Genomic DNA, 23,061 nt, shown 5'->3' with positions numbered 1-23,061 from the left:
TGGACCCGACCCAGACCTACAGCTGCGCCTACTTCGAGCGCGACGACATGACCCTGGAAGAGGCCCAGATCGCCAAGATCGACCTGGCGCTGGGCAAGCTGGGCCTGCAACCCGGGATGACGCTGCTCGACGTGGGCTGCGGCTGGGGCGCCACCATGCGCCGGGCCATCGAGAAGTACGACGTCAACGTCATCGGCCTGACCTTGTCGAAGAACCAGGCCGCCCATGTCCAGAAAACCTTCGACGAGATGGACTCCCCGCGCGGCAGGACGGTGTTGCTGAAGGGCTGGGAACAGTTCGACGAGCCCGTCGACCGGATCGTGTCCATCGGCGCCTTCGAGCACTTCGGCCACGACCGCTACGACGACTTCTTCGCCATGGCGTACCGGGTTCTGCCCGCCGACGGCGTGATGCGGATCGTGTCCATCGGCGCCTTCGAGCACTTCGGCCACGACCGCTACGACGACTTCTTCGCCATGGCGTACCGGGTTCTGCCCGCCGACGGCGTGATGTTGCTGCACACCATCACCGGACTGACCCGAGAGCAGCTCAGCGAGCAGGGTCTGCCCATCTCGATCGACATCATCCGCTTCGTCAAGTTCATCGTCACCGAGATCTTCCCCGGTGGCCGGTTGCCGTCGATCGACATGGTGGCGGAGCGCTCGGCAAAGTCGGGATTCACGCTGACCCGGCGCCAGTCGCTGCAACAGCACTACGCGCGGACCCTGGACCTGTGGGCGCAGGCGCTGCAGGCGCACCAGGATGAGGCCATCGCAATCCAGTCCGAAGAGGTCTACGAGCGCTACATGAAGTACCTGACCGGCTGCGCCAAGGCGTTCCGCACCGGCTACATAGACGTCAACCAGTTCACCTTGCAGAAGTAGCGCTTCGCGCCGACCCTGGCGACAGGTGGCCAAAGCGGGGGAGCGCCCGGCACCGCTTCGGATGCAACGACACGGCCAAGAGCGGAAAACGAAGCATAACGATTCGGCGTTCACCCTGGAATTGATCCACAAGCGGATGCGAGTGTGTTGCGGTGAGTGTTGACGTCGGCGAGTTGGCGCATGGCTCGGCAGCGCACTGGGCGGACCGACCGCCCCGGCGCTGCGGGCGTGGCCACTGGCTGTTGCCCGGGCACATGATCGTGGCCACCATCCAATGTTCCTGCGGACGGCATATCTGTTGGCAATGCGAGTGCGGTGCGGCTACCTATAGGCCGGCTTTGATCGACTCATGCAGCCTTGCCGCCGGCGGGTCCCGCGATACTTAGCCAGCCCGGTATGGTCGGCGGGAACCCAGCCCTTCAACACCTGCCTGGATAGCGGCGGCCGGTCGTAGGGTTCGTGCGGCTCGTCGCCGATGATGGTGAGCGCTTCACGAAATCCGTTGTTCCGCAAGGCTTCTGCTGCACGCAGACCTGCCAGGGACGCGCCGACGATGACGATCCGGCCCTGAGCCTTGAAGCTGTCGACAAGCTGATCGACCAGGGGAACCGCGCTCCTTTGGTACCGCCGACGGGTCCACTTCGAGGATGATCCGCGTACCCCGACCTTCCGATCAACCCGCGTGCAGACACTACCTACCCGCCACCGGCGATTTCGTACTGCGCGAAGGCCGCACCGGTTGACTGAGGTCAGTCAGGAAGGCGACGCGAGATCCCCGGGCCGATTCGTGACGCGACATAGGGCCGCTATGCCGAAAACGCATTTCCCGAGGCAGGACCTGGATACGCTTAATGCGCACACGGGTGGGCAAATGACGTGGAGGGAGCGGCGTGTCACTTCTGGTCGTGGCTCCCGAGATCGTGGCGTCGGCGGCAGCGGATCTGGAGAGCCTCAACTCGGCGCTGACCGCGGCAAACGCGGCAGCTGCCGGACCGACAACTGTGCTTGCGGCCGCCGGCATTGACGAGGTGTCGGCGGCGGTGGCCACCATGTTCGCCGGGTTCGGTCAGGAATACCAGGCGCTCAGCAACCAGGCCAATACCTTTTTCCAGCAGTTCGTGGTGACGCTGAACTCGTCGGCCGGGTCCTATCAGGCTGGAGAAGCCCAGGCTGCGTCGCTGTTGCAGACGGCACAAAGCGATCTGCTGGGCGTGGTGAATGCACCCGCCCTGGCGCTGTTGGGTCGCCCGCTGATCGGAGATGGCGCACACGGGACGGCGTCGAGTCCGAACGGCGCGGCGGGCGGGCTGCTGCTCGGCAACGGCGGCAACGGTTATTCCCAGACGGCGTCGGGAGTGCCCGGCGGGGCTGGTGGTCCGGCCGGGCTGCTCGGCAATGGCGGTGCCGGGGGTACCGGCGGAACCGGCGCACCGGGCGGGGCCGGCGGTAACGGTGGCTGGCTGTGGGGCATCGGCGGGCCCGGTGGACCCGGGGGAGCTTCGCTCACCATTGGCGGGACCGGTGGCGTCGGTGGCGCTGCGGGCCTGTTCGGTTGGGGCGGGGGCGGTGGTGCCGGCGGTCTCGGCGACGGCGGAATTCTCGGCACCGGCGGCGCCGGCGGGCGCGGCGGCTTGTTGTGGGGCAACGCCGGGATCAGCGGGCCAGGTCTGGACGGCCGAACGGTTCCGCTGACCATGTACGCGGTCACCGAGCCGGTGGTGTACATCTCCGTCAACGGCGGACCGAACGTGCCCGTACTGGTCGACACCGGATCCGCCGGTCTAGTCGTCACGCCCAACGAAGTAGGGGGGATATTCGGCCTGTTCCGTATGGGCTTGCCGACCAGTTTCGGACTCAGCGGTTACAGCGGCGGGCTGACCTACCTCTATGCCACGTACCAAGCGCCGGTCGATTTCGGGAACGGCATCGCCACCCCGCCGACCAACGTCAACGTCGTCCTGCTGTCATTCCCGCAAACATTCTCCGGGTATTTTGCGCCCGCAGGTGTAAACGGTGTGTTGGGCATCGGACCCAATGCGACCGGCCCCGGTCCCAGCATTCCGAACCAGGCGCTGGCGGGCGACCTCAATCAGGGTGTGCTCATCAACATCCCCGAGGGCACGATGCGGTTCGGTCCCGATCCGCTGCTCGGGGGAGACTCCATTACCGGATCGCCGATCGCGACACTGGGTCTCAAGATCGACACCGGCAGCGGCTTCGGGCCTCTGCAGAACGTTCCGATGATCGTCGATTCCGGCGGCGTGTTGGGTACCATGCCGGCATCGGTGCTCGGCACCGGCCAGGTTTCCGGGAACGTGCCGGACGGAACGCACATCCAGGTCTACACCAACGACGGTTCGACGCTGCTGTACGAGTACACCGTGAATGGGAACGGTCCCCGGGTCATTTCCAGTGGCCTGATGAACACCGGGTATGTGCCCTTCGCGCTGCAACCGGTGTACATCTCCTACGCCCCCTCCGGTGTCGGGACGACAGTGTTTCATTAGCCGGCCGGGCCCGACCCGGTAATCGGCCGTGTGCGGCTAGGCGCGTTCGCTGCCCTGACCGAGCTTGTTGGCGGCGAAGGTGGCTGCCTGGGTTGTCATCCCGGACTGGATGTAGGAAACGTGCGCCATGATGTTGCCGCCGCCGGTGCATATCGGATCGTCAGCGGCGCACATGCTGATGACCTTGGAGCTGTACAGCGGGTTGATGGTCGGCAACGGTTGGCCGCCCCACAACATACTCGAGAACCCGCTGGACGGCTCGCCGAAGAGGGCCACCGCGACCACATGATCGGCCACCGAGGCCGGCATCGCCGACGATGCCAAATCGATCACTCCCGCGCCCTGAGAGTAGCCGCCGAGCACGATCCTCGAGTTCGGGCAACCCGCGACGGTGTCCTGGATGTGAGCACTTGCGTCGTCGGAACCGATTGACGCGCTCGCGTGATAGTCGTCGCTGGCGGGGTAATTCACCGCGTAGACCCCCACGGAACGCCCTCCGACCTGCGAGTTGAGCGAGTCGACGAAGGCCTGGCCGACGTCCCCGAGGCCAGCCGCCTGATGGGTGCCCCGAGCGAACACCACCGCGACGTCGGAGCACGGGTCGGCCTGAGCGGCGGGGCCGACGACGGCTGCGCTCAGCAGCGCCCACCCCGTCACAACCACGACACCAACGATGCGAGCAAGGCTGCGTGCAGTCATCCGCACATGCTGACATATCGCTGGCGAGCACGGTGCCGGCGGGGTCGGGCAGCTATACCGCCGGCGCCGCCCAAAAGGGTCGGCGAACCAGGACCCTCAATTTTGAACCAGCTGAAGCGAAGAACGCTCGGTTCGGACCGAATGGACAGTCGGTAGCTGGGGGGCCTTGATCGTCTTGCGGTCGGTCTGGGTGGCCGCCGCGCCGGCGTCCTGGTCTGCCATTCCAGCGATTTGGGGTGCGCTGGCGTTGTTCCATTCGTCGAGGCGGGCCAGGAAGAATGCTTCGGCCTCGTCGTAGCTGATGTTCTCGTCGGGGACGATGCGGGCGACCAGGTCGGCGTAGACCCGGGCGGCTTGCGGGTCGACGAAGTCCCATTACCCCCAGAGGCCATTCCGCACTCAGATAGCCTGCCGCCGAATACGCCTGGTACAACGGCGTTCCCGGACACGGCGTGATCTTGCTGAGGAACTTGAAGGGATGCCGGTATTTCACCTCGCCATCGCCGACCACCACGAAATCAAAACAGTCATACTCATCCAAAATGCGCTCATAGTTCAACGTGGCAATCACATTGCCCAACGCGATCTGCACACCCTCCCAGCACTGCCGCGCCCGCCGCGCCAACCACAACACCTCCGCAAAGGTGTCGATACACGAAAACCCCACCAACCGCGGCACACCCGAAACCGCCACCGCAGCCAGCATCGCCTGCCACGTCTGCTCCACACCCTCATGCCCGGCCACCAACCCATTGACCGTCACAACCTCAAGCCCACGCGCCTTGGCGTAAGCCTTGATCGACATCAACCCCAAATGCTCCATCGGCATCGACGAATACACCCACGGACCCGAAAGTTTTTGCGCCCCAACATAGGATCGCCCGTTGGCGCGGACCCCCGGAGGATTGACCAACAAAACCGTCACGCCACCACCCGACCCACACCACCAACCAGCAACGAGCACCCACTGACGTCCGACCGCCACGACGCGGGCCGCCCGCGCAGCCGGACTCCCACTGGCGGTGATGTCTCAAAACGGTTCTCAGCCAACAACATCGTCATTCTTGGCAATGCGCTATCTCAGCCATGCCAGGCGTTAGGGATTTCTTCTTATCTTTCCCTTACTCCCCAAGGCGGTCTGTCCGCCGATCGACCGATACGTTGGATGAATACCATGTCCGCCCATCGGGGGATGCCTGTTCGGGGCACAAATCTGCCGGCAGCCGAAATCGGTCCGCCATGTGTCGCCGGCCCTAAATACCGCATCGCAGCACAACTGCAGGCCGGTGCCGATACGTCGCGGCGCCGGCTAATCCGGCGGCTCGTCCTCCGAGCCACCGGCAGCAGCACGTTCCCGGTCGCTGGGTTTGCCTGGAACACCTTCTGCTTCGCGTTCATCGGCGACCTTTTCATCGAGCCGGTCGACGATGTTCTCCAGCTTCTGAGAGTGGTCCAGGTGCTCGCTATCGAATTCAGTCATCTGCGCTTCCGTCGAGGTCGGATTTTGCGGTTGGCCCGGCGTCGGTGCGAGCCCCTCGCCACCCCATACCCTGCCGCACGCGGTTGGTAACCTGTCGCCGCGGCAGCCGGCTGACGCCTATCCTGGCCGGAGTGTCCGAGCCGTCCACCGAAACGTCTAGCGCGAAGTTACGCAGCCGACTCGACGGTCTGACCATCCGCGACGCGGCGCGCCTCGCCCGGCGCCTGAAGAATCTCCGCGGTACCCAGCCCGACGAGCTGCGACAGCTCACCGACCAGATCGCGGCGGCCGAAGCTCTGGTGGCCGCGCGGCAAGCCGCCGTCCCCACGATCACCTATCCTGACCTGCCGATCGTCGAGCGACGCCAGGAGATCGCCGACGCGCTGCGGGCGCATCAGGTGGTCGTCGTTGCCGGCGAAACCGGTTCGGGAAAGACCACCCAGCTGCCCAAGATCTGCCTCGGACTCGGCCGCGGCGTCCGCGGAACCATCGGACACACCCAGCCGCGACGGCTGGCCGCGCGCACCATCGCGCAACGCATCGCCGACGAATTGCACACACCGCTCGGTGACGTGGTCGGCTACGCCGTCCGGTTCACCGACCAGGTCAGCGACCGCACCTTGGTCAAGCTGATGACCGACGGCATCCTGCTCGCCGAGATTCAGCGTGACCGCCGCCTGTTGCGCTACGACACCCTGATTCTCGACGAGGCTCACGAGCGCAGCCTCAACATCGACTTCCTGCTGGGTTACCTGCGCGAGCTGCTGCCGCGCCGACCCGACCTGAAGGTGATCGTCACCTCGGCGACGATCGAGCCGCAGCGCTTCGCGGCGCATTTCGGTGGAGCCGACATCGGGCCCAGCGTCCCGATCGTCGAGGTGTCCGGACACAGCTATCCGGTGGAAATCCGCTACCGGCCATTGGAAGTCGCCGTTTCGCCAGGCTCCGAGGATGATCCCGACGATCCCGACCACGAAATCGTGCGCACCGAGACCCGCGACGAAATCGAGGCGATCGTCGACGCGATCGGTGAACTCGAGGCCGAACCGCCCGGCGATGTCCTGGTGTTCTTGTCCGGTGAACGTGAAATTCGCGACACCGCAGAGGCTTTGACAGACTTGACGAATACCGAGGTGCTGCCGCTGTACGCCCGGCTGCCCACCGCCGAACAACAGAAGGTGTTCGCGCCCCATACCGGACGCCGCGTTGTGCTGGCGACCAACGTGGCCGAGACGTCACTGACCGTGCCGGGGATCCGCTACGTCGTCGACCCCGGCAACGCCCGCATTTCGCGTTACAGCCGCCGGCTGAAGGTGCAGCGGTTGCCGATCGAACCGATCTCACAGGCGTCTGCCGCACAACGGGCCGGGCGGTGCGGTCGACTCGCCCCGGGCGTGTGCATCCGCCTCTACTCCGAGCAGGACTTCGCGGCCCGCCCGCGCTACACCGATCCCGAGATACTGCGGACCAACCTCGCCGCGGTGCTACTGCAGATGGCGGCGCTGCGGCTCGGTGCGCCACCAGGTTATGTCGAGAACTTCCCGTTCCTCGACCCGCCCGATCGGCGCAGCATCCGCGATGGTGTGCAGCTGCTGCAGGAGCTCGGCGCGTTCGACCGCGACGGCGCGATCACCGACCTGGGCCGCCGCCTGGCGCGGCTGCCGCTCGACCCGAGGCTGGGCCGGATGATTCTGCAGGCCCAGACCGAGGGATGCGTGCCGGAGGTGCTGGTGCTGGCGGCGGCTCTGACCATCCCCGACCCACGGGAGCGCCCGGCCGACCGCGAGGAGGCCGCTCGCCAGCGGCATGCCCGCTTCGCCGACGAGAACTCCGACTTCATGTCCTACCTCAACCTCTGGAATTATCTGCGTGAGCAGCGTAGGGAATTGTCGGGCAACGCTTTTCGGCGGCTGTGTCGCGACGAATTCCTGCACTATCTGCGCATCCGGGAGTGGCAGGACCTGGTCGGGCAGCTGCGCAGCATCGCCCGGGACCTGGGCCTGGCCGAGTCCGGGGTCGAGTACGACGACGTTGAGCCGGCCCGCATCCACGCGGCGCTGCTGGCCGGGTTGCTGTCGCATGTGGGAATGCGCAGGGAGGACGCGCGCGAGTATCTGGGTGCGCGCAATTCCCGGTTCGTTCTCGCGCCCGGCTCGGTGCTCAGCAAGCGGCCACCGCGCTGGGCATGGTGGCAGAGCTGGTCGAGACGAGCCGCCTGTACGGCCGGACCGCCGCGCGCATCCAGCCGGAAGTGGTGGAGCGGGTCGCCGGCGACCTGGTGCAGCGCACCTACAGCGAACCGCACTGGGACGGCAAGCGCGGCGAGGTGCCGGCCTACGAGCGGGTGACGCTCTACGGGCTGCCGCTGGCGGCGCGCCGCCGCGTCGGATATGCCCGCGTCGAGCCGCAGCTGGCGCGGGAACTGTTCATCCGGCACGCACTGGTGGAGGGCGACTGGCAGACCCGCCATCATTTCCTGCGTGACAATGCACGGTTGCGGGCCGAGCTCGAGGTCCTCGAGGAGCGGGCCCGTCGCCGCGATCTGCTCGTCGGTGACGACGACGTCTACGCGCTCTACGACGCCCGCATTCCCCCCGACGTCGTCTCGGCGCGCCACTTCGACGCGTGGTGGAAGAAGCAGCGGCACCGGACACCGGACCTGCTCACGTTCAGCCGCGACGACCTGCTGCGCGCCGACGAAACCGCCGGCGCCGATCGGCCGGACGTGTGGCGGACCGGCGATGTCGCGTTGCCGCTGACCTACCGGTTCGAGCCCGGCGCCGCCGACGACGGTGTCACGGTGCACGTCCCGATCGACGTGCTGACGCGTTTGGGTGGCGACGAATTCGCTTGGCAGGTGCCGGCATTGCGGGAGGAACTGGTTACCGCGCTGATCCGTTCGCTACCGAAAGACTTGCGCCGCAACTTCGTTCCCGCTCCCGATACCGCCCGCGCCGTGCTGGCCGGGATCGAGCCGGGACAGGAGTCGCTGCTGACGGCGTTGCAGCGTGAATTGCGGCGTCGCGCTGGTGTTTTGGTGCCCATCGACGCCTTCGACCTGGACAAGCTGCCGCCCCATCTGCGGGTCACGTTCGCCGTCGAGTCCCGGGACGGCACCGAGGTCGCCCGCGGCAAGGATTTGGGTGCGCTGCAGGAGCGGCTGGCGACACCGGCCCGGCAGGCCGTTGCGCATGCGGTCGCGGGGGAGGTGGAACGCACCGTGTTGCGCACTTGGCCCGACGATCTGCCCGAGGTGCCGCGGGTTGTAGAGCGCACGGTCGACGAGCGCACCGTGCGGGGTTTTCCGGCGTTCGTCGACGCGGGCGGCGCGGTTGACCTACGGGTGTTCGCCACGCCGGTCGAGCAGGAACGCGCGATGGGTCCGGGCATCCGGCGGTTGCTACGACTGACCGTCACCGCACCTCTCAAAGCCGTTGACCGCCAACTCGATCCACGGACGCGCCTGACGCTCGGCGCGAACCCGGACGGCTCGGTGCCCGCGCTGCTCGACGACTGCGCCGACGCTGCGGTGGACGCGCTGGCGCCTGCGCCGGTGTGGACATTTGACGAGTTCACCGCGCTGCGCGATCGGGTAGCGCAGAATCTCGTGCCGATGACCGTCGACATCGTGAGCCGTGTCGAGAAGGCGTTGTCCGCCGCGCAGGACGTGCGGCTGTTACTGCCCGCTGAACCGCCTGCGGCACAGACCGATGCGATTACCGACATCCGCGCGCAGCTGGACCGGCTGTTGCCGCCGGGGTTCGTCACCGCTACCGGACGCGCGCATCTCGCCGATCTGACCCGTTACCTGACCGCCATCCGCCGGCGCCTCGAGAGGCTGCCGTACGGGATCGACGCCGACCGGGAGCGGATGCAGCGGGTGCACGCCGTGCAAGACGCCTGCCAGGAACTTCTGCAGGGGCTACCCGCGGCACGGGCGGCAGCCGGCGACGTCCGGGACATCGCGCGCCTGATCGAGGAGCTGCGAGTCAGCCTGTGGGCCCAGCAGCTTGGCACGCCGCGGGCGGTCAGCGAGCAGCGGATCTATCGCGCGATCGACGCCGTGTGGTCTCAGCGGGCGTGATGTAGAAACCGCTGTTTCAGAATTTCTCGCTCTCACCATATACGGCATCTGGGGGCATGCGGCAAGACCCCGGTCATGCCGCAAAATCACTGGCCGTGGCCATAACTCACGGAATTGGGGGCGAAATTGCGGGTGCTGTCGGGAGAAAATGAGTCGCGCCGAGAGGCCACCCGGATGGCCGACCATGCGGTGCTGGTGGCCGGGGCGGGACCGACCGGGCTGATGTTGGCCGGCGAATTAGCGTTGGCAGGAGCCGACGTTGCCGTTATCGAGCGGCGCGCCGACCAGCGGCTCATCGGCGCGCGCGCGGGCGGTCTGCATTCCCGTACCATCGAGGTCCTCGATCAGCGCGGAATCGCTGATCGATTCCTCGCACACGGGCAGCTGGCCCAAGTCACGGGGTTCTCGCAAATACATCTGGACATCAGCGACTTCCCGACTCGGCACCCGTATGGGCTGGCGCTGTGGCAGAACCATATCGAGCACATCCTGGCCGGCTGGGTCGGCGAGCTGAGGGTGCCGATCTATCGCGGATGTGAGGTGACGGGCGTCGCCCAAGACCGCACCGGCGTCGATGTCAGGCTGGCCGACGGCCGGTCGCTTCGAGCGCAGTATCTGGTCGGCTGCGATGGCGGACATAGTGTGATCCGCAAGACGGCCGGGATCGATTTTCCGGGGTGGGATCCGACAACCAGCTACTTGATCGCCGAAGTCGAAATGGCCTCCGGGAAAGGCGAGAAGCCGGAGTGGGGCATCCGCCACGACGCGCTCGGTGTCCATGCCCTCAGCAACAGCGACGGTGGGGGGCCGGTGCGCGTCATGGTGACCGAGCAACACCTTCAACGTACCGGCGAACCCACGTTGCGCGATCTGCGCGAGGCGCTCGTCGCAGTGTACCGAACAGATTACGGGATCCGCAGGGCCGCATGGATTTCCAGGTTCACCGATATGGCGCGCCAAGCCGCGGCCTACCGCAGCGGACGGGTGCTGCTGGCCGGTGATGCCGCGCATGTGCATCACCCGGTTGGTGGTCAGGGGCTCAACACCGGTGTGCAGGGAAGCTGGGTCATGTGGTAGGCCAGATATCATCCGACGGTCTGCTGGACACCTACTGTCATGCCGAACGGCACCCGTTCGCTGCGCGTGTGCTACGCAACACCATGGCGCAAGGTGCCCTTCTTCGCCGCCTGGATGACCGCACCAAGGCGTTGCGCGGCACCGTTGCCGAACTGCTCAGCATGGAAGAGCCTCGCAACCGATTCGCCGCGATGATGTCGGGCCTGGACATCCGTTACGAGTTTGGCGACGGGCATCCGCTGCTCGGTCGCCGCATGCCCGATCTAGACGTGATCACGGCCGACGGGCCGACGCGGGTATCCACCCTGTTGCATCGTGCCCGTCCCGTGCTGCTCAACTTCGCTGAGCCCGGCGGCTTCGACATCACGCCCTGGGCCGATAGAGTCCAGCTGGCCGATACGAAATACGTTGGCAAATGGGAGCTTCCGGTGCTTGGCGCGGTCACACCGCCAAACGCGGTGTTGATTCGGCCCCGACGGGTATGTCGCCTGGGTGGCGGGTCTGTCCGATCTCGAGCTGCGCGCGGCCCTTACCGCCTGGTTCGGGCAACCGCGTGCTGCGAGCGCCTCGACATGCTAGCGGCGGCCGGACTGATTTCCTCAGGATTGCGAGGTGCCGTTTCGTTCGATCCACTGCGAGAGCGCCTCCTCCAGCGCGGTCGCGACGGTCATACCGGCGTTGCTGGCGGCCTGTTCGAACCGGTCGACCAGATCCGCCGGTGCCGAGGCGTTTACCTTGGCCCGTGTCGGCTTTGGCTTGGAGTGCTGGACAGCGACCGTCGGCGCATGTCGCGCCACAGTTGCGTCCATGGTTTCACGCAGCGCGGGAATCACCTCCAGCAATCTGGCGAGATCGTCACGCTCGATTCGCAGCACTTCGGCCGGACCGGTCGTCGTTACCGTCGCAGACCGCAGTTTCCCACGGCGGAGCACAGATTCGCCGATCACCTCGCCCGGCCCCAACACGGCAATGGGATCCCGGCCCACGTATACCCGCGCCTCGCCGCTGAGCAGGATGTAGCAGGCGTCCGCCGGAGTCTGCTCATGAATCATCGGCCATGGCTTGGACGTCGAGGTGTGATGGGCTACTCGGGCGAGCAGCTCCAGCTCGGCATCGGAGAAGTTGTCGAATGCGGTGAACTCGCGTAGCCGTTGGGCGTAATCCCCGTGACGGGCTTCTGCCCCAGATCCCGCATCCGATTTCATAGGGGCTCCTGACGTGCGATGTGACCCGGCATCGGGGAGCCTACGCTCTGTCTCGCTACGGAACCATCGTCCGCGCCACCGATCGTGTCGAGAGCCGCCGGCGACATCCCGGCAGCGTGGCTCGCGATCCAGGTCGTCGCGGCCGCGATATTGCGGCCCGTAATCCGTTGAGATTCGGCCTGCGCGGCTCCGCATGTTGTTGTGCCACCGCCGCGGAATCCGTTGAACACGAACCACTTTAGGACCGTATAGGGCTGTAGAACACTGACCGGACGGTCGCGTACTACGCCCATCGGTTTCCGCTGGATTGCCGGGCCGGCACCCGGACCAGCGCTGACCAGAATGTAGTCTGCGATGCCTGGCACGTGGTGACACCTCGCGTAGCGCCCGCCAGCGGTCTAGAGTTCCGGTCGATGCGTCATACGTGGACCTGGGCATTCGACCTGCCGCCGGATGAGTTGTGGCCGGTGCTGGCAGATACCAACCGGTTCAACGAAGCACTCGGATTGCCGCCTTACACGCTCGAAGAGACCCCACTTGCCAACGGTATGGTCCTGCGCCGCGGGCAGGCCAGGGTGGCGGGCTTCTTGCTGGAATGGGAGGAAAAGCCGTACGAGTGGATCTCGGGTCGGCACTTTCGCCAATCGCGCGTGTTTACCAAGGGGCCGTTTCGTCGCTTCGGGCCGGTCTTCGATATCGAGCCAGACGGTAACGGCGGGTCACGCGTTACGTATGCACTCGAATGGGAGCCACTGAGCTTGGTCGGCCGCCTCTTCGGCGCGCGGCTTGCCGCCCAGGCGGGCGACGCGGTGGGAAAACGCGTCGTGGAGGCGGTCGACTTTGCTCACGGCGATCATGCGCCCAACCGCATGACGCCGTTCGTGTTGCCGGAGCCCAAACTGCCCGCCGGTGCCCGCGAGCGGGCTGCGGCGATGGCGCGTGAAATGGACCGCGGCCCCTACGGTAACGGGCTGGGCGCGCGGCTCGCCGAACTTGTCCTGCACGGCATGGCAACCGATCTCAGCCGCCTCCGACCCAAGGCGCTGGCGAGCAATCTCGGCGTGCCTGCGCGCGTCGCGACCGAGGCCTGTCTCGCCGGCGTGAAGGTCGGCTTGCTCGGCATGAAGTGGGATTTGCTCTGCCCCAACTGCCGCGGCACCAAGGTCAGCGTCGCCACTCTGTCCGAGCTGCCCCACGGTGCGCACTGCCCGTCGTGCAACATCGACTACGATCGCGACTTCGAGCGCAACGTCGAGCTGACGTTCGCGCCGGCGCCCACAGTGCGCCCGTTGCCCGGCGGCCGTTTCTGTCTGTCGGGGCCGATGGAGACGCAACACGTCGCCGTACAGGTTCTGCTGGCTGCGGGGGAGCGGCGCGACGTGACCGTCGACCTGCCTCCGGGCTCGTATCGGTTACGCACGCTGCATCCCAACGGTTTCGTCGACATCGACTACCAGTCCGGCGCGTTTCCCGGTCTGCGCATCACCGGGTCGGGCGTGGAGGTACTGGACGCCGTGGATCGGGAGAACGCACCGGGCCGGGTGACTTTTGTCAATGACGCCGGCTTCGAGCTGGCAGCCTTGATCGAGGACCGAACGTGGGCGCGCGAGACGTTAACGGCACCAGAAGTGATCTCGCTGCAGGCTTTTCGCGATCTGTTCGCCGAGGCGACGCTGCGCCCGGGCGACGACGCCGGGGTCAGCCAGGTCGCGTTGCTGTTCACCGACCTGCGGGGCTCGACGGCCCTCTACGAACGGGTCGGAGATGCCACTGCCTACAACCTGGTGCGCGAGCACTTCACACTGCTGGCCGCGATCGTGCGAGACCATGACGGTGCGGTGGTCAAGACGATCGGTGACGCGGTCATGGCCTCGTTCACCGATCCGGCGCGAGCGGTCCGCGCAGCGCTCGCCATGCAAGCGGGGATAGCCGCGTCGGCATCTGCAGGCGGCGGCCTTGTGCTGAAGGTGGGCGTGCATGCCGGTCCCAGCGTTGTCGTGACGTTGAACGACCGGCTGGACTACTTCGGCTCAACGGTGAACATGGCCGCACGCCTGCAGGGCCAGAGTGTTGGCGGCGACGTCGTGTTGTCACACGCCGTCGCCGACGATCCGGCGATACGGGCAATCCTGGCCGACGTGCCCCAGCGGCACGAGACGGTTATGCTCAAGGGCTTCGCCGCCCCCGTCGGTTTTGTGCGCCTGTTGACCTCGCAAGAACCGAATCAACCTGTCTGACTCGGAAATTCATGGTGACCACGAATGCTGCTGGTCAAGGATGGCCTGTTGCGCAGCCTTGAATGCCCACGCACACCTGGGCTCTGTTTTCAGCGCGCCGATACCGCACCGTCGCTCAAACCGCTTGTGATGGCAGGCGTTCGGGGGATGTCTCAGGTGCTCACCGAGTCGGATGTCATGCCGCCGCATCAAGTGTGCGGTGGCGGCTTTGACTGTGTATGGAGGGCGGGAACCGCCGCGATCGGCCGCCCTGACGGCTCACTCGGCGCCACCAGCGCACACTCGACGCCACCAGCCGCCGACCCAACCGCACCAGCACGCGATTTCCATCTCCCCACACCGGGGCACAGCCCCACAAACGCTGATAGCAACTTCCGGACCCGCCGGCGAACAACCAGAATTGTCCCGGGATCCCGAGCTCGGGCCACGAACGCGCTCAGGGCAGCGGCCGGGTGGCGTTCATCAGCGGTCCGAAGCCGACGGCCTGCATGCGGTCCATCATCTTCGTGGGCGACGGGCGTTGCTGCAGCAGCGCGTCGACGGCCTCGTCGGGGGTATCGACGATGCGCACCAGGTGGTCAAAGTCCTCAGGTGCCAGCTTATTGCCGCCGACGAGCAAGGCCCGCAAGACCGGCAGCACGGGCAGCTTCTCGGTCCAGAACTCCCGGCCGAGGAAGATCATCGGGGAGAACGCCACCGCATTTCTGGGGTAGTAGTTCTGCGCGGCGTTTTGAAACACTTCCTGGAGTGTGCCCGCCGCACCGCGGGTGTAGATGATCCCGTTGGCCGCCAGGGAGAGCAGGATGTCTTCGCGGATGCTGTTCTGGAAGTACTTGGCGACGTCCGTAGCCAGCGGTGACATTGGTTCGTTGCCGTAATACCAGGTGGGAACCGCGATGCTGCGCCCCCCGGTGTCGGCGAATGTTTGGGCTATCTCGTATGCGGGCGCGGCCCAATCGTGCAACTGGCGCACCATCGCGGTATCGATCTCGCCGGTGCAAGAGACCACCGTCGCACTGTCGGGCAGCGTCGGCTGGTTCTGCAAGTGTTTCAGTGCGCCGGTCACATCTTGATCCGATGCGTTGGCGAGCATCGCACCCAAATGGGTGGCTTCCATGGCGCCGGGACCGCCACCGCTGGCCACCAGGCAGCCGCACTGGGTCAGTGTCCGCGCGATGCGCGCCACATTTGCGTAGTTCGCGGTCGCGCGAGTCTCGTCGTGGCCACCCATGATGGCCACCGTGGGTGACTTGACGCTGTGGAAAAACACTGTGAGGGCACGCATGATCGAGTGGTCGTGCAGCGCCTGCATCATTCCGGCGTAGGGATCGGTGGGGCATGCGCCGCCGTTGGCAGTGAAGTACCGGTAGGAGCGGAAGTCCAATGTCTCGGCGAAGCTGAGTGGCCGGTGCGGTTCGAAGCCGCTCATCAACTCCAGTGACGTGTACAACGCGTTGCGCAGCGGCTGAAACGGAACTTCCAAGTTCGGCATCTGAACTCAGCACTTTCATGTCTGGTCATCGGTCGGGTGAACCTGTGCGGACTCCGGTAGACCACATCGCTTCACGAGAGGAGCCGCACCGCTCATGGAATCTATTGAAGAACAAACTAAAACGAAAGCAGTCGATTTGCCGGTAAACGGCAATGCTCGCGCCGGCCAATATCGACCTCCACTTGGATATGCAGACCTCGGCCGTAAGCGAGGAACAGGTTCGGCCCAGCGGATCTGGCCGCGTCAGACACATGAATCAGCAAGCAGTACAGAATATTTCGTGACAACCCCGCGATGTCTTCCGAGGTCGCACCGAAGACGGCATTTCGCCCGCTGGCTGTGGCCTCAAACCACCCGCAGGATCGACGAGGCGGAAAAGTCGGGCGGTTGCGGACCCAGTGCGGCGGTGACCGACCGGGGCACCGAGATATCGGCGAGGTAGAGGGCACCGACCTGCGGTGCCTTGCGCATACCGATCTTGGGCAGCGCCAGTGTCAGTGTCGCATCGGCGCTGACGACATATCCGGGTGCCTCTCCCGATGTGACGTCAAGTCCGCTAGGCGTGTCCAACGCGACCACCGAACTGGCGGACGTCATCGCGGCGGTCAGCTCGGCGGCGCGCCCGCGTGGTGCGCCACGCAGCGAGTAGCCGATCAGCGCGTCCACGGTGAGGTCGGCATCGACGACGGTGTCGCTGGTCGCCACCTTCATGCGCCGCAGAATGTCGAACTGGTGGGCCGGCACCGGACTCAGCTGATCTGCTGGACCGCCCAGGGTCACCACGACGTCGACGCCTGCGTTGGCGAGATGCCGTGCCGCTACCAGACCGCCGCCCCCATTGCCGCCGGAACCCGCGACCACAGCGACCCGGTCGGGCGCGGCCAGGGCGAGCACTAAACGGGCCAGCCGGTGACCGGCGTTCTCCATCATCTGAGTCAGGTCGATACGCAAGTCATGCATCATCACGCGGTCCACCTCGACCATCTGCTCCCTGGTCAGCCAACCGATGTCGTCGGCAGCCACGGCGGGAAACACGTCGCCGGGCGGCCCACTCCCGTCGATCCCGGCCAGCAGGTGGCCCGCGTATCGCAGTGGCCAGCCGTCAGCACTGCCGTAACGCCGCTCGGCGGATTGGAGCAGCCCGACCAGCTGGCTCCGGGACGGCAACCGCCCGGCGCGGTCCCACAGTCGCGCCTGCAGGTAACCGCTGTACCACAGGGCCCACTCAGGGTCGGCACCGTCGGTGTCGGCGTAAGCCTGATGGTGTCGTTGGCCGGTCTCCACCAGCAGGTCTGCCAGTTCTGCCACGGTGATCGAGATCATGTCGTTGCGCCCATCATGTCGTGGTTCGGCGTTGGGGTGCCGAGGCGTTGACCGCATGCGGGCCTCACCGCCCTCGGCGGGTTCGGACCCGAAGTGGCATCACCCGTCTGCTTGCCGGCTCGTCCCGGATTTGCGCGGATAGGGTCCGCAGGCGTCGACCGCTCACCCGGCTCCGCCTCGATTGCGGCGGGCAATCGTCACTCCTGGTGTGGTGCATTCGGGTTTCACATGCGGCCGGCATCACGCTACTCCTGGGAGTCCAACGCTGACATGGGTTTACTCAGCAGGTGGCCACAGCGTCGGTCACGCGCACATGCTGCACCTGGCGGCATTCGGGTTCGACCCCGGGATTCAACTACCTCGGGGCCGACCCGGGCTTCTCGGCCAGGTCGGCGCGAAATCCGCTGTCGGGTCCGTCGTCGGACATCGGGGACGACAATGATTGGGCACTGGTGCTTTCGCTGTTCGTGGTCGCCGCGAGCGCTGGTACGTCGATACCGCCTTCCCGCACCCCGATGGTGTCTCGGCCCGGCAGGCACTCATCGACCAGCCGAGACCGGTTCCGCCATCCCGAACATTAGCTGTGGGCCCGCTGAAAACTGCCTGAAAGATCAATCGTGTGACTGAAGGGAAATTACGCTCGCCCTAACCTAAGAAAGGTCGGTGATCAGCTCTGCCCGCAGCAGGCGGCAGGTTGCTGATGTCGAATCCAATTGCACCACCGCAATTGCCGCAGCGCGCAGGCGCCCATATGGCCGCTACACCACTGAGTCGTCGAGTTCGGCGGGTGAGGAGATGGCAATGTCGTTTGTGATCGCTGCGCCGGAGATGATAGCCGCTGCGGCCGAGGATTTGGCCGCGATGGGGTCGGTGGTGAGCGCTGCGAACGCGGCGGCAGCGGGGCCGACGGCTTCGGCGGAACCGGCGGCGTGCTGTTCGGCAATGGGGCGACGGCGGCACCGGCGGCGTAGGTCTGACCGGTGCCGGCGAGGACGGCGGGGCCGGTGGCAACGCCGGCATGCTGTTCGGTAGCGGAGCGGACGGCGGGGCGGGCGGCGGCGGCCTCACCACCGGCGGTGACGGCGGCGCCGGCGCTATCGCCGGGAAAGGCGGGATCGGTGCCGCAAGTGGGCTGGTCGGCAACGGCGGAGTCGGCGGAAACGGCGGGAATGGGTTGGGCATGGTCAGCGTCGGCGGGGCCGGCGCGGCCGGCGGCAAGGCGGACTTGGTCTTCGGCAACGGCGGGGCCGGCGGGTCCGGCGGCAGCGGCAACCAAAGCGGTGGCGTCGGGGGTGCGGGCGGCAACGCCGGCTTGCTGGTCGGCAACGGCGGAGTCGGCGGAGAAGGCGGGATCGGTGGGATCACCGCGGGCAAGGGCGGCGCCGGTGGCACCGGCGCCTTGGTGATCGGCAACGGCGGCGACGGCGGCGACGGCGGAAACTCCTTCCAGGCCAACGGCGGCGACGGCGGAACGGGCGGCAACGCGGGGCTGTTCGGTGGCGGGGGCACTGGCGGCGCCGGCGGTGGGAGCGGCAGCGGCGGGGGTCCCGTCGGCAACGGCGGCAACGGCGGCAACAGCGGCAACGCCCAGCTGGTCGGCAACGGCGGCGGCGGGAACGCCGGGCCTGGCGTTCCCCCGGCGTTCCCGGTGCCGGCGGCACCGGGGGGCTGTTGTTCGGCGCAACCTGCGTTAACGGGGCTTACAGTAACGAGGTGGTCTAAACTAACCGCTGAGCCGATACCGGCATCCGTTGGCCCCCGACAACGGATTTCGCGATGTGACCAGGAACGTCAGAGGGCCAACGCGGCGCGGGCGGCGGCATGCGTCTGTCGCGCGTACCCGCCGCCGAACAGCACAACATGCGCCAGTAGCGGGAAGAGCTGGTGCAGCCCGATTCGGTTGCGCCACCCGGGTTTCAGCGATCGCACCTGCTGGTATCCGGCGATGATGGCGTCGTAGTGCGCGCAGCCGAACAACGCCAGCATCGCCAGATCGGTCTCGCGGTGGCCGGCGTGCGCTGCCGGGTCGATCAGCACCACCCCGGTGGGTGTCCACACGAGATTGCCGCTCCACAAATCCCCGTGCAGCCGAGCAGGCTGGTCATCGTCGTCGAAATCACCTGCACGGCAACGCCTGACGACACCTTCGATCAGGCTTCGGGTCGACGCATCCAGCCCTGCCGCCGCCAGATCGGCCATCGGGACCAGCCGCTCCTCCGCATAGAAGTTGCCCCAGCGTTGGTGCCGCCGTAGCGACATCGGCAACAGCTGCGACAACGGCCCGAAGAACCCCGGTCCGTCCCACCCGTCGGGCCCTGCGCCGAACGCCGGTGCACCCGCGTCGTGGGTGACGGCAAGCCGGCCGCCGAACGCGTATGCCGCTTCAGGGCTTGGTGTCACCGAATCAAGCCGCCGCAGGGTCAGACTCGTTGCGTTGACTGATACGACCGTGGCGCACGGCACGCCGCCGTCGACATGTGAAAGCCATTGCAGCCCTGCGGCCTCCCAGGCGAAATAGCCGGCGGACGCGCCAGCATGGCGCTTGACGAACTCGGTCACGCTACTTTCAGAGGATCGATGGTCATCCGTCGCACGTCTTTCAACTACCGAAAAGCCCGATTGCCGTATCTGTCGAGTGAGACGACTTCGGCGACTGGCCGGCGCGTCGTGGGACCGTATTTGCCGATCGGCCAGCCAAGAGGGATTACCGCGCACGGCGTGACATTCCATGGCAGCCCCAGTGCCCGCCGCGCCAGTAACTTGCTCCACAGCGGCACGGTGATCAATGCCGCACCCAGCCCGGCCGCACGCGCGGCCAGTAGCAGGTTCTGCACCGCCGGATAAATGGAACCGTAAGCGCTGCTCGTCGCGACCGACGGCCAGGGTGGGATGACGCCCTTGAGGCAGGCGACAACGACGACGGGGATCTCCTCGAAATGGTCGGCCTGCCATTGCACGGCCTTTTGCAGCCGAAGCATCTTCTCGTCACCGCGGCGTTCGAAGGAACGCTTGTACATCGGGCTGACGAGGTTCATGGCTCTGCGGTTCAAACGGCCCAGCTTCGCGACTATTTCGCGATCCTTGACGACGATGAACTCCCAATTCTGTGTATTGGAACCGGTCGGCGCCTTTATGGCCAGCTCGAGTAGATGGAGCACGAGGCTCTCGTCGACCGGATCGCTCTTGAGCCGACGGATGGCACGCTGAGTACGCATCGCCTCTTCGAGTGGCATGGTCAAGGGCTGTTGATGCGCTGTCATGACCACAATTCAACACGGCCGACCCAGGATGCGATGCCGCCGCACCGGCATCGTCATAGAGTGGCCGCGTGGTTTTGTTGCCCTGGCGAAGACGGCCGCCATCGCCTCATCGGTGCCGGACGTGGATAAGGCCGACCACCCGATGACCCGAGTCGAGATCGCTGTCATGGGTGTGCACGTCCTCGACACCCACGTCCTCGGCGTCACGTCCATTCCCGAGGGGTCGCAGGGCCAGCTCGTTCCGACGATCAAGATTTCCCCCGCAGGCACCGCGGGTGGTACGGCCGTCGTTCTGAGTCGGCTCAGCAGCAGTCCGATCCTTCGGCGCGATCGGCGCCGACGCGATGGGCGACGCCCTGCTGGCGATGCTGTGCCGCGAAGGGGTCGACGTCGGTGGGCTGGTTCGGACCACGGCGGCCCAGACCTCGGCATCGGTCATCCCGGTACGGCCTCATGGTGACCGCCCGGCCTGGCATTGCGTGGGCGCCAATGCCATGCTTCGGCTCGAAGACCTCAAACTCGACGAGGTAATCCGGTCGTCGCACCTTCACCTGGGCGGTCCCGAGTTTCTCGGGGGTCCGGCGGCCGGCGAGCTGCTGCAGTATGCAAAGAGCAACGGGCTCAGCACATCTGTGGACATTCTCGCCCCAGGGGACCCCGGGCTGCTGCAATGGATCGCCGGCGTCCTGCCGCACACTGACTATCTGTTGCCCAACGACGAACAGGTGCTGGGTTTCACCGGCGCGACCGACGTCGTAACCGGCGCACGTTGTCTGCTGGCCGCAGGTGCCGGCTGCGTGGCGGTGACCCAGGGCAGCAAAGGCGCCGTTGTCGTTTCGGATACCGAAACCGTCGAAGTGCCCGCGTTCGCCGTTGATGTGGTCGACACCACCGGTTGCGGTGATGCGTTCTCGGCCGGATTCATACTCGGGCGCGCGCTCGGACGCGACCTTCGAGAAGCGGCTCGCCTCGGATGCGCTACCGCAGCGCACGTCGCCACCGGAATCGGAACCGACGCCGGCGCATACGATCTCGATGTGGTCGACGCGTTCGCGAGCGGCGATGACGGGCGGGACTCCTCGTCGCATATCGAGGATGTCGGAATAACGTGATCAGTAGTCCTTGATGGTCACGGACACTCGCGGCGTCGGGTCGTCATCACGGTGGGGGAGTCGCTGCCATGCGGCATCGACCAACGGCTGCAGAAACAGCTCGCCCATGAGCCGCACCAGCACGGCGATTGCCTGCTTTGATTCGTGACGTCCGGTGGAGGCCACTCCGCTTGCACGCAGTTCGGCGACCTCACGGCGAACGTTATCGATCAACACATCGAGCAGCGGTATCCGCTCATTCTTTTCTAATTCGAACGCCTCACGGCGGATGTAATTGAGCACCGGGGGGTTTTCGGCCAGCATGCGCTGGACCGCCTCCCGCCGAGCGGTTGCCGCCTCCGCGGGGCCGGCCTGATTGTCTACTTCGGCGACCGCTTGCCAGAAATAGTCCGCGACCAGCTCGTCGACGGCCTGGCGAAGCCCGGCCTTGGTCTTGAAATGGTGCTGGACCAGTCCCAACGTCACCCCGGCCTCGGCCGCGATCGCGCGCAACGACACCCGGTCCTCGCCGTACTGCGCGTACAGATCCAATGCCGCGTTTCGGATCCGGGCCTTGGCGGTCAGGTCGTCGTTTGTCGCCCGGGGGTTCTGCACACCGGACCTCCTTCGAATGCAGTCGCAGGAATCGTACCCAGACCGCGGGGGGCTCGGCGCTTGACAGCTATTTAGCCGCGGCGCCTCGGTTCGAACACCAATGAGCGCGTAATCGGTCGCGACTGTCTCCGCCGCCGTGGTCCGTTGATCCGATGACGAGTCGCACCCACATTTCGTGCCAACCGGCGAGGGTTGACCAAATGAGTGACTTGTGCAACTATCCGATACAGATGCATTGCATTCCATATAGCTGTATCGGCGCGTGGTTCGAAAGGGGTTCTGTGATTGTGACGTTGCGGGTGGCTCCTGAGGGTGTGGCGGCGCCGGTGGTTGCGGCGCCCGATCCGGTGTTTTGCGCAATGGGTATCCAGCAGCTCGCGGTGGCCACCCACGGTGCTCAACAACGGAGCCGGGCAGAAGCGGGCGTCGGTGAGACTGACCCACGTGATGCCAGCGGCGACGGATTGGCGGCGGCATCCAATGGCATCTATGGAGGGTTGGTATGACAGCCGCGGTGTGGATGGCCTCGCCACCGGAAGTGCATTCGGCGTTGTGAACCGCCCCGGCATGTCCGGAGACTCCATTTCTTTGGAAAGGATGGAGTCATGTTCTTGGAAAGGATGGAGTCATGTCAGGTGGTTCGTCGAGGAGATACCCGCCAGAGCTGCGTGAGCGGGCGGTGCGGATGGCCGCGGAGATCAGCGATCAGCACGATTCGGAGTGGGCAGCGATCAGTGAGGTCGCCCGGTTACTTGGTGTTGGCACGGCCGAGGCGGTGCGCAAGTGGGTGCGCCAGGCCCACAGGGGGGGAACTTCGGCCTAGCTCGGCACACAGCTTGGTGAACACCCTGGCGGTATAAGCGCTGCCACGGTCGGTGTGTGGAAAATGACCCGCTGCTCAAGTTCGTCGCGCCAGATCGCATCGCGGCCACCACGGGCCGCCACCGCCATCTTGATGGCCGCACAGGACAGCTCGGCCTCCGGGTGCAGGCCCATTGCCGCCCCAAGTGTTGACCGGCATTCAGGATGAGCATGATGGCGGCGTTGGTGGTGAGGATGTGCGGCTATGAAATGACCCCGCCGGCGGGTGTCCGGCGGGGTCGGTGG

The 23,061-nt window shown here is 66.1% G+C and carries 15 protein-coding genes and 5 pseudogenes; 10 read left to right on the top strand and 10 right to left on the bottom strand.

Annotation, left to right across the window (positions count from 1 at the left end; translation table 11 throughout):
* Positions 1–884, top strand: an 884-nt coding sequence (locus CDN38_RS26215; protein ID WP_099319272.1) for a cyclopropane-fatty-acyl-phospholipid synthase family protein, incomplete at its 5' end; no start/stop codon positions are given.
* A 387-nt stretch (positions 885–1,271) separates the two neighbouring features.
* On the opposite strand, the pseudogene CDN38_RS31365 reads toward CDN38_RS26215, so the two are convergent.
* Positions 1,272–1,487, bottom strand: a pseudogene (locus tag CDN38_RS31365) (FAD-dependent oxidoreductase); the annotation flags it as partial.
* A 287-nt stretch (positions 1,488–1,774) separates the two neighbouring features.
* Here CDN38_RS31365 and CDN38_RS26205 point away from each other — a divergent pair.
* A complete protein-coding gene (locus CDN38_RS26205; RefSeq protein ID WP_099319271.1) occupies positions 1,775–3,391 on the top strand; it encodes a PecA family PE domain-processing aspartic protease in 1,617 nt (538 codons plus the stop codon).
* A gap of 36 nt (positions 3,392–3,427) precedes the next feature.
* Here CDN38_RS26205 and CDN38_RS26200 read toward each other — a convergent pair whose 3' ends face one another.
* The 3 genes from CDN38_RS26200 to CDN38_RS29745 form a co-directional block, all read right to left on the bottom strand.
* Positions 3,428–4,090, bottom strand: a complete 663-nt coding sequence (locus tag CDN38_RS26200; RefSeq protein WP_075509374.1) for a cutinase family protein — start codon at positions 4,088–4,090, stop codon at positions 3,428–3,430.
* Positions 4,091–4,142: 52 nt separating this feature from the next.
* Positions 4,143–4,895, bottom strand: coding sequence for a cobalamin-dependent protein (locus CDN38_RS26195; protein WP_233027126.1), 753 nt, complete (start codon positions 4,893–4,895; stop codon positions 4,143–4,145).
* 504 nt (positions 4,896–5,399) lie between these two features.
* Complete coding sequence (locus CDN38_RS29745) at positions 5,400–5,570, bottom strand: hypothetical protein (protein WP_180276389.1); 171 nt, start codon at positions 5,568–5,570, stop codon at positions 5,400–5,402.
* Positions 5,571–5,692: 122 nt separating this feature from the next.
* Between CDN38_RS29745 and hrpA the strand changes: the two are divergent.
* Together hrpA and CDN38_RS26185 are read left to right on the top strand one after the other, a co-directional pair.
* A pseudogene (gene hrpA / locus CDN38_RS26190) lies at positions 5,693–9,654 on the top strand (ATP-dependent RNA helicase HrpA).
* Positions 9,655–9,828: 174 nt separating this feature from the next.
* A pseudogene (locus CDN38_RS26185) lies at positions 9,829–11,310 on the top strand (FAD-dependent monooxygenase).
* Positions 11,311–11,330: 20 nt separating this feature from the next.
* Here CDN38_RS26185 and CDN38_RS26180 read toward each other — a convergent pair.
* On the bottom strand, positions 11,331–11,936 hold the full coding sequence (locus tag CDN38_RS26180) for a Crp/Fnr family transcriptional regulator (protein WP_075513456.1): 606 nt from the start codon (positions 11,934–11,936) through the stop codon (positions 11,331–11,333).
* A 413-nt stretch (positions 11,937–12,349) separates the two neighbouring features.
* Here CDN38_RS26180 and CDN38_RS26175 point away from each other — a divergent pair, with 413 nt between their 5' ends.
* Positions 12,350–14,173 carry an adenylate/guanylate cyclase domain-containing protein gene (locus CDN38_RS26175; protein ID WP_075513455.1) on the top strand — a complete coding sequence of 608 codons (1,824 nt, stop codon included), beginning with the start codon at positions 12,350–12,352 and terminating at the stop codon, positions 14,171–14,173.
* A 436-nt stretch (positions 14,174–14,609) separates the two neighbouring features.
* Here CDN38_RS26175 and CDN38_RS26170 read toward each other — a convergent pair whose 3' ends face one another.
* Entirely contained in the window at positions 14,610–15,665 is a 1,056-nt protein-coding gene (locus CDN38_RS26170; protein ID WP_099319270.1) for an LOG family protein, read from the bottom strand.
* 345 nt (positions 15,666–16,010) lie between these two features.
* The gene (locus CDN38_RS26165; protein ID WP_099319269.1) at positions 16,011–17,045 is read right to left on the bottom strand and encodes an NAD(P)H-hydrate epimerase; all 1,035 of its coding nucleotides are present in this window, start codon (positions 17,043–17,045) and stop codon (positions 16,011–16,013) included.
* A 738-nt stretch (positions 17,046–17,783) separates the two neighbouring features.
* On the opposite strand from CDN38_RS26165, the gene CDN38_RS29740 reads away from it, so the two are divergent.
* Both CDN38_RS29740 and CDN38_RS33220 read left to right on the top strand, forming a co-directional pair.
* On the top strand, positions 17,784–18,020 hold the full coding sequence (locus CDN38_RS29740; RefSeq protein WP_306316111.1) for a PE domain-containing protein: 237 nt from the start codon (positions 17,784–17,786) through the stop codon (positions 18,018–18,020).
* A gap of 7 nt (positions 18,021–18,027) precedes the next feature.
* Positions 18,028–18,710, top strand: a pseudogene (locus CDN38_RS33220) (PE family protein); the annotation flags it as partial.
* Positions 18,711–18,779: 69 nt separating this feature from the next.
* Here the strand turns inward: CDN38_RS33220 and CDN38_RS26145 are convergent.
* Together CDN38_RS26145 and CDN38_RS26140 are read right to left on the bottom strand one after the other, a co-directional pair.
* On the bottom strand, positions 18,780–19,547 hold the full coding sequence (locus tag CDN38_RS26145) for a fructosamine kinase family protein (protein WP_075513451.1): 768 nt from the start codon (positions 19,545–19,547) through the stop codon (positions 18,780–18,782).
* Positions 19,548–19,591: 44 nt separating this feature from the next.
* Positions 19,592–20,221, bottom strand: a complete 630-nt coding sequence (locus CDN38_RS26140; protein WP_075513457.1) for a nitroreductase family protein — start codon at positions 20,219–20,221, stop codon at positions 19,592–19,594.
* Between the two features lie 371 nt (positions 20,222–20,592).
* On the opposite strand from CDN38_RS26140, the gene CDN38_RS26135 reads away from it, so the two are divergent.
* Complete coding sequence (locus CDN38_RS26135) at positions 20,593–21,360, top strand: carbohydrate kinase family protein (protein ID WP_306316104.1); 768 nt, start codon at positions 20,593–20,595, stop codon at positions 21,358–21,360.
* Here CDN38_RS26135 and CDN38_RS26130 read toward each other — a convergent pair whose 3' ends face one another.
* The gene (locus tag CDN38_RS26130) at positions 21,361–21,954 is read right to left on the bottom strand and encodes a TetR/AcrR family transcriptional regulator (RefSeq protein ID WP_075513450.1); all 594 of its coding nucleotides are present in this window, start codon (positions 21,952–21,954) and stop codon (positions 21,361–21,363) included.
* Positions 21,955–22,235: 281 nt separating this feature from the next.
* On the opposite strand from CDN38_RS26130, the gene CDN38_RS29735 reads away from it, so the two are divergent.
* Positions 22,236–22,460: a hypothetical protein gene (locus tag CDN38_RS29735; RefSeq protein WP_099319267.1), complete on the top strand. Its 225-nt coding sequence runs from the start codon at positions 22,236–22,238 to the stop codon at positions 22,458–22,460.
* Positions 22,461–22,582: 122 nt separating this feature from the next.
* A pseudogene (locus tag CDN38_RS26115) lies at positions 22,583–22,753 on the top strand (transposase); the annotation flags it as partial.
* Positions 22,754–23,061 lie beyond the last annotated feature (308 nt).

The organism is Mycobacterium ostraviense (assembly GCF_002705925.1).
GTDB lineage: Bacteria > Actinomycetota > Actinomycetes > Mycobacteriales > Mycobacteriaceae > Mycobacterium > Mycobacterium ostraviense.
Note: the sequence above shows the minus strand (reverse complement) of the source record. Positions and strands in the feature narration are given on the sequence as shown.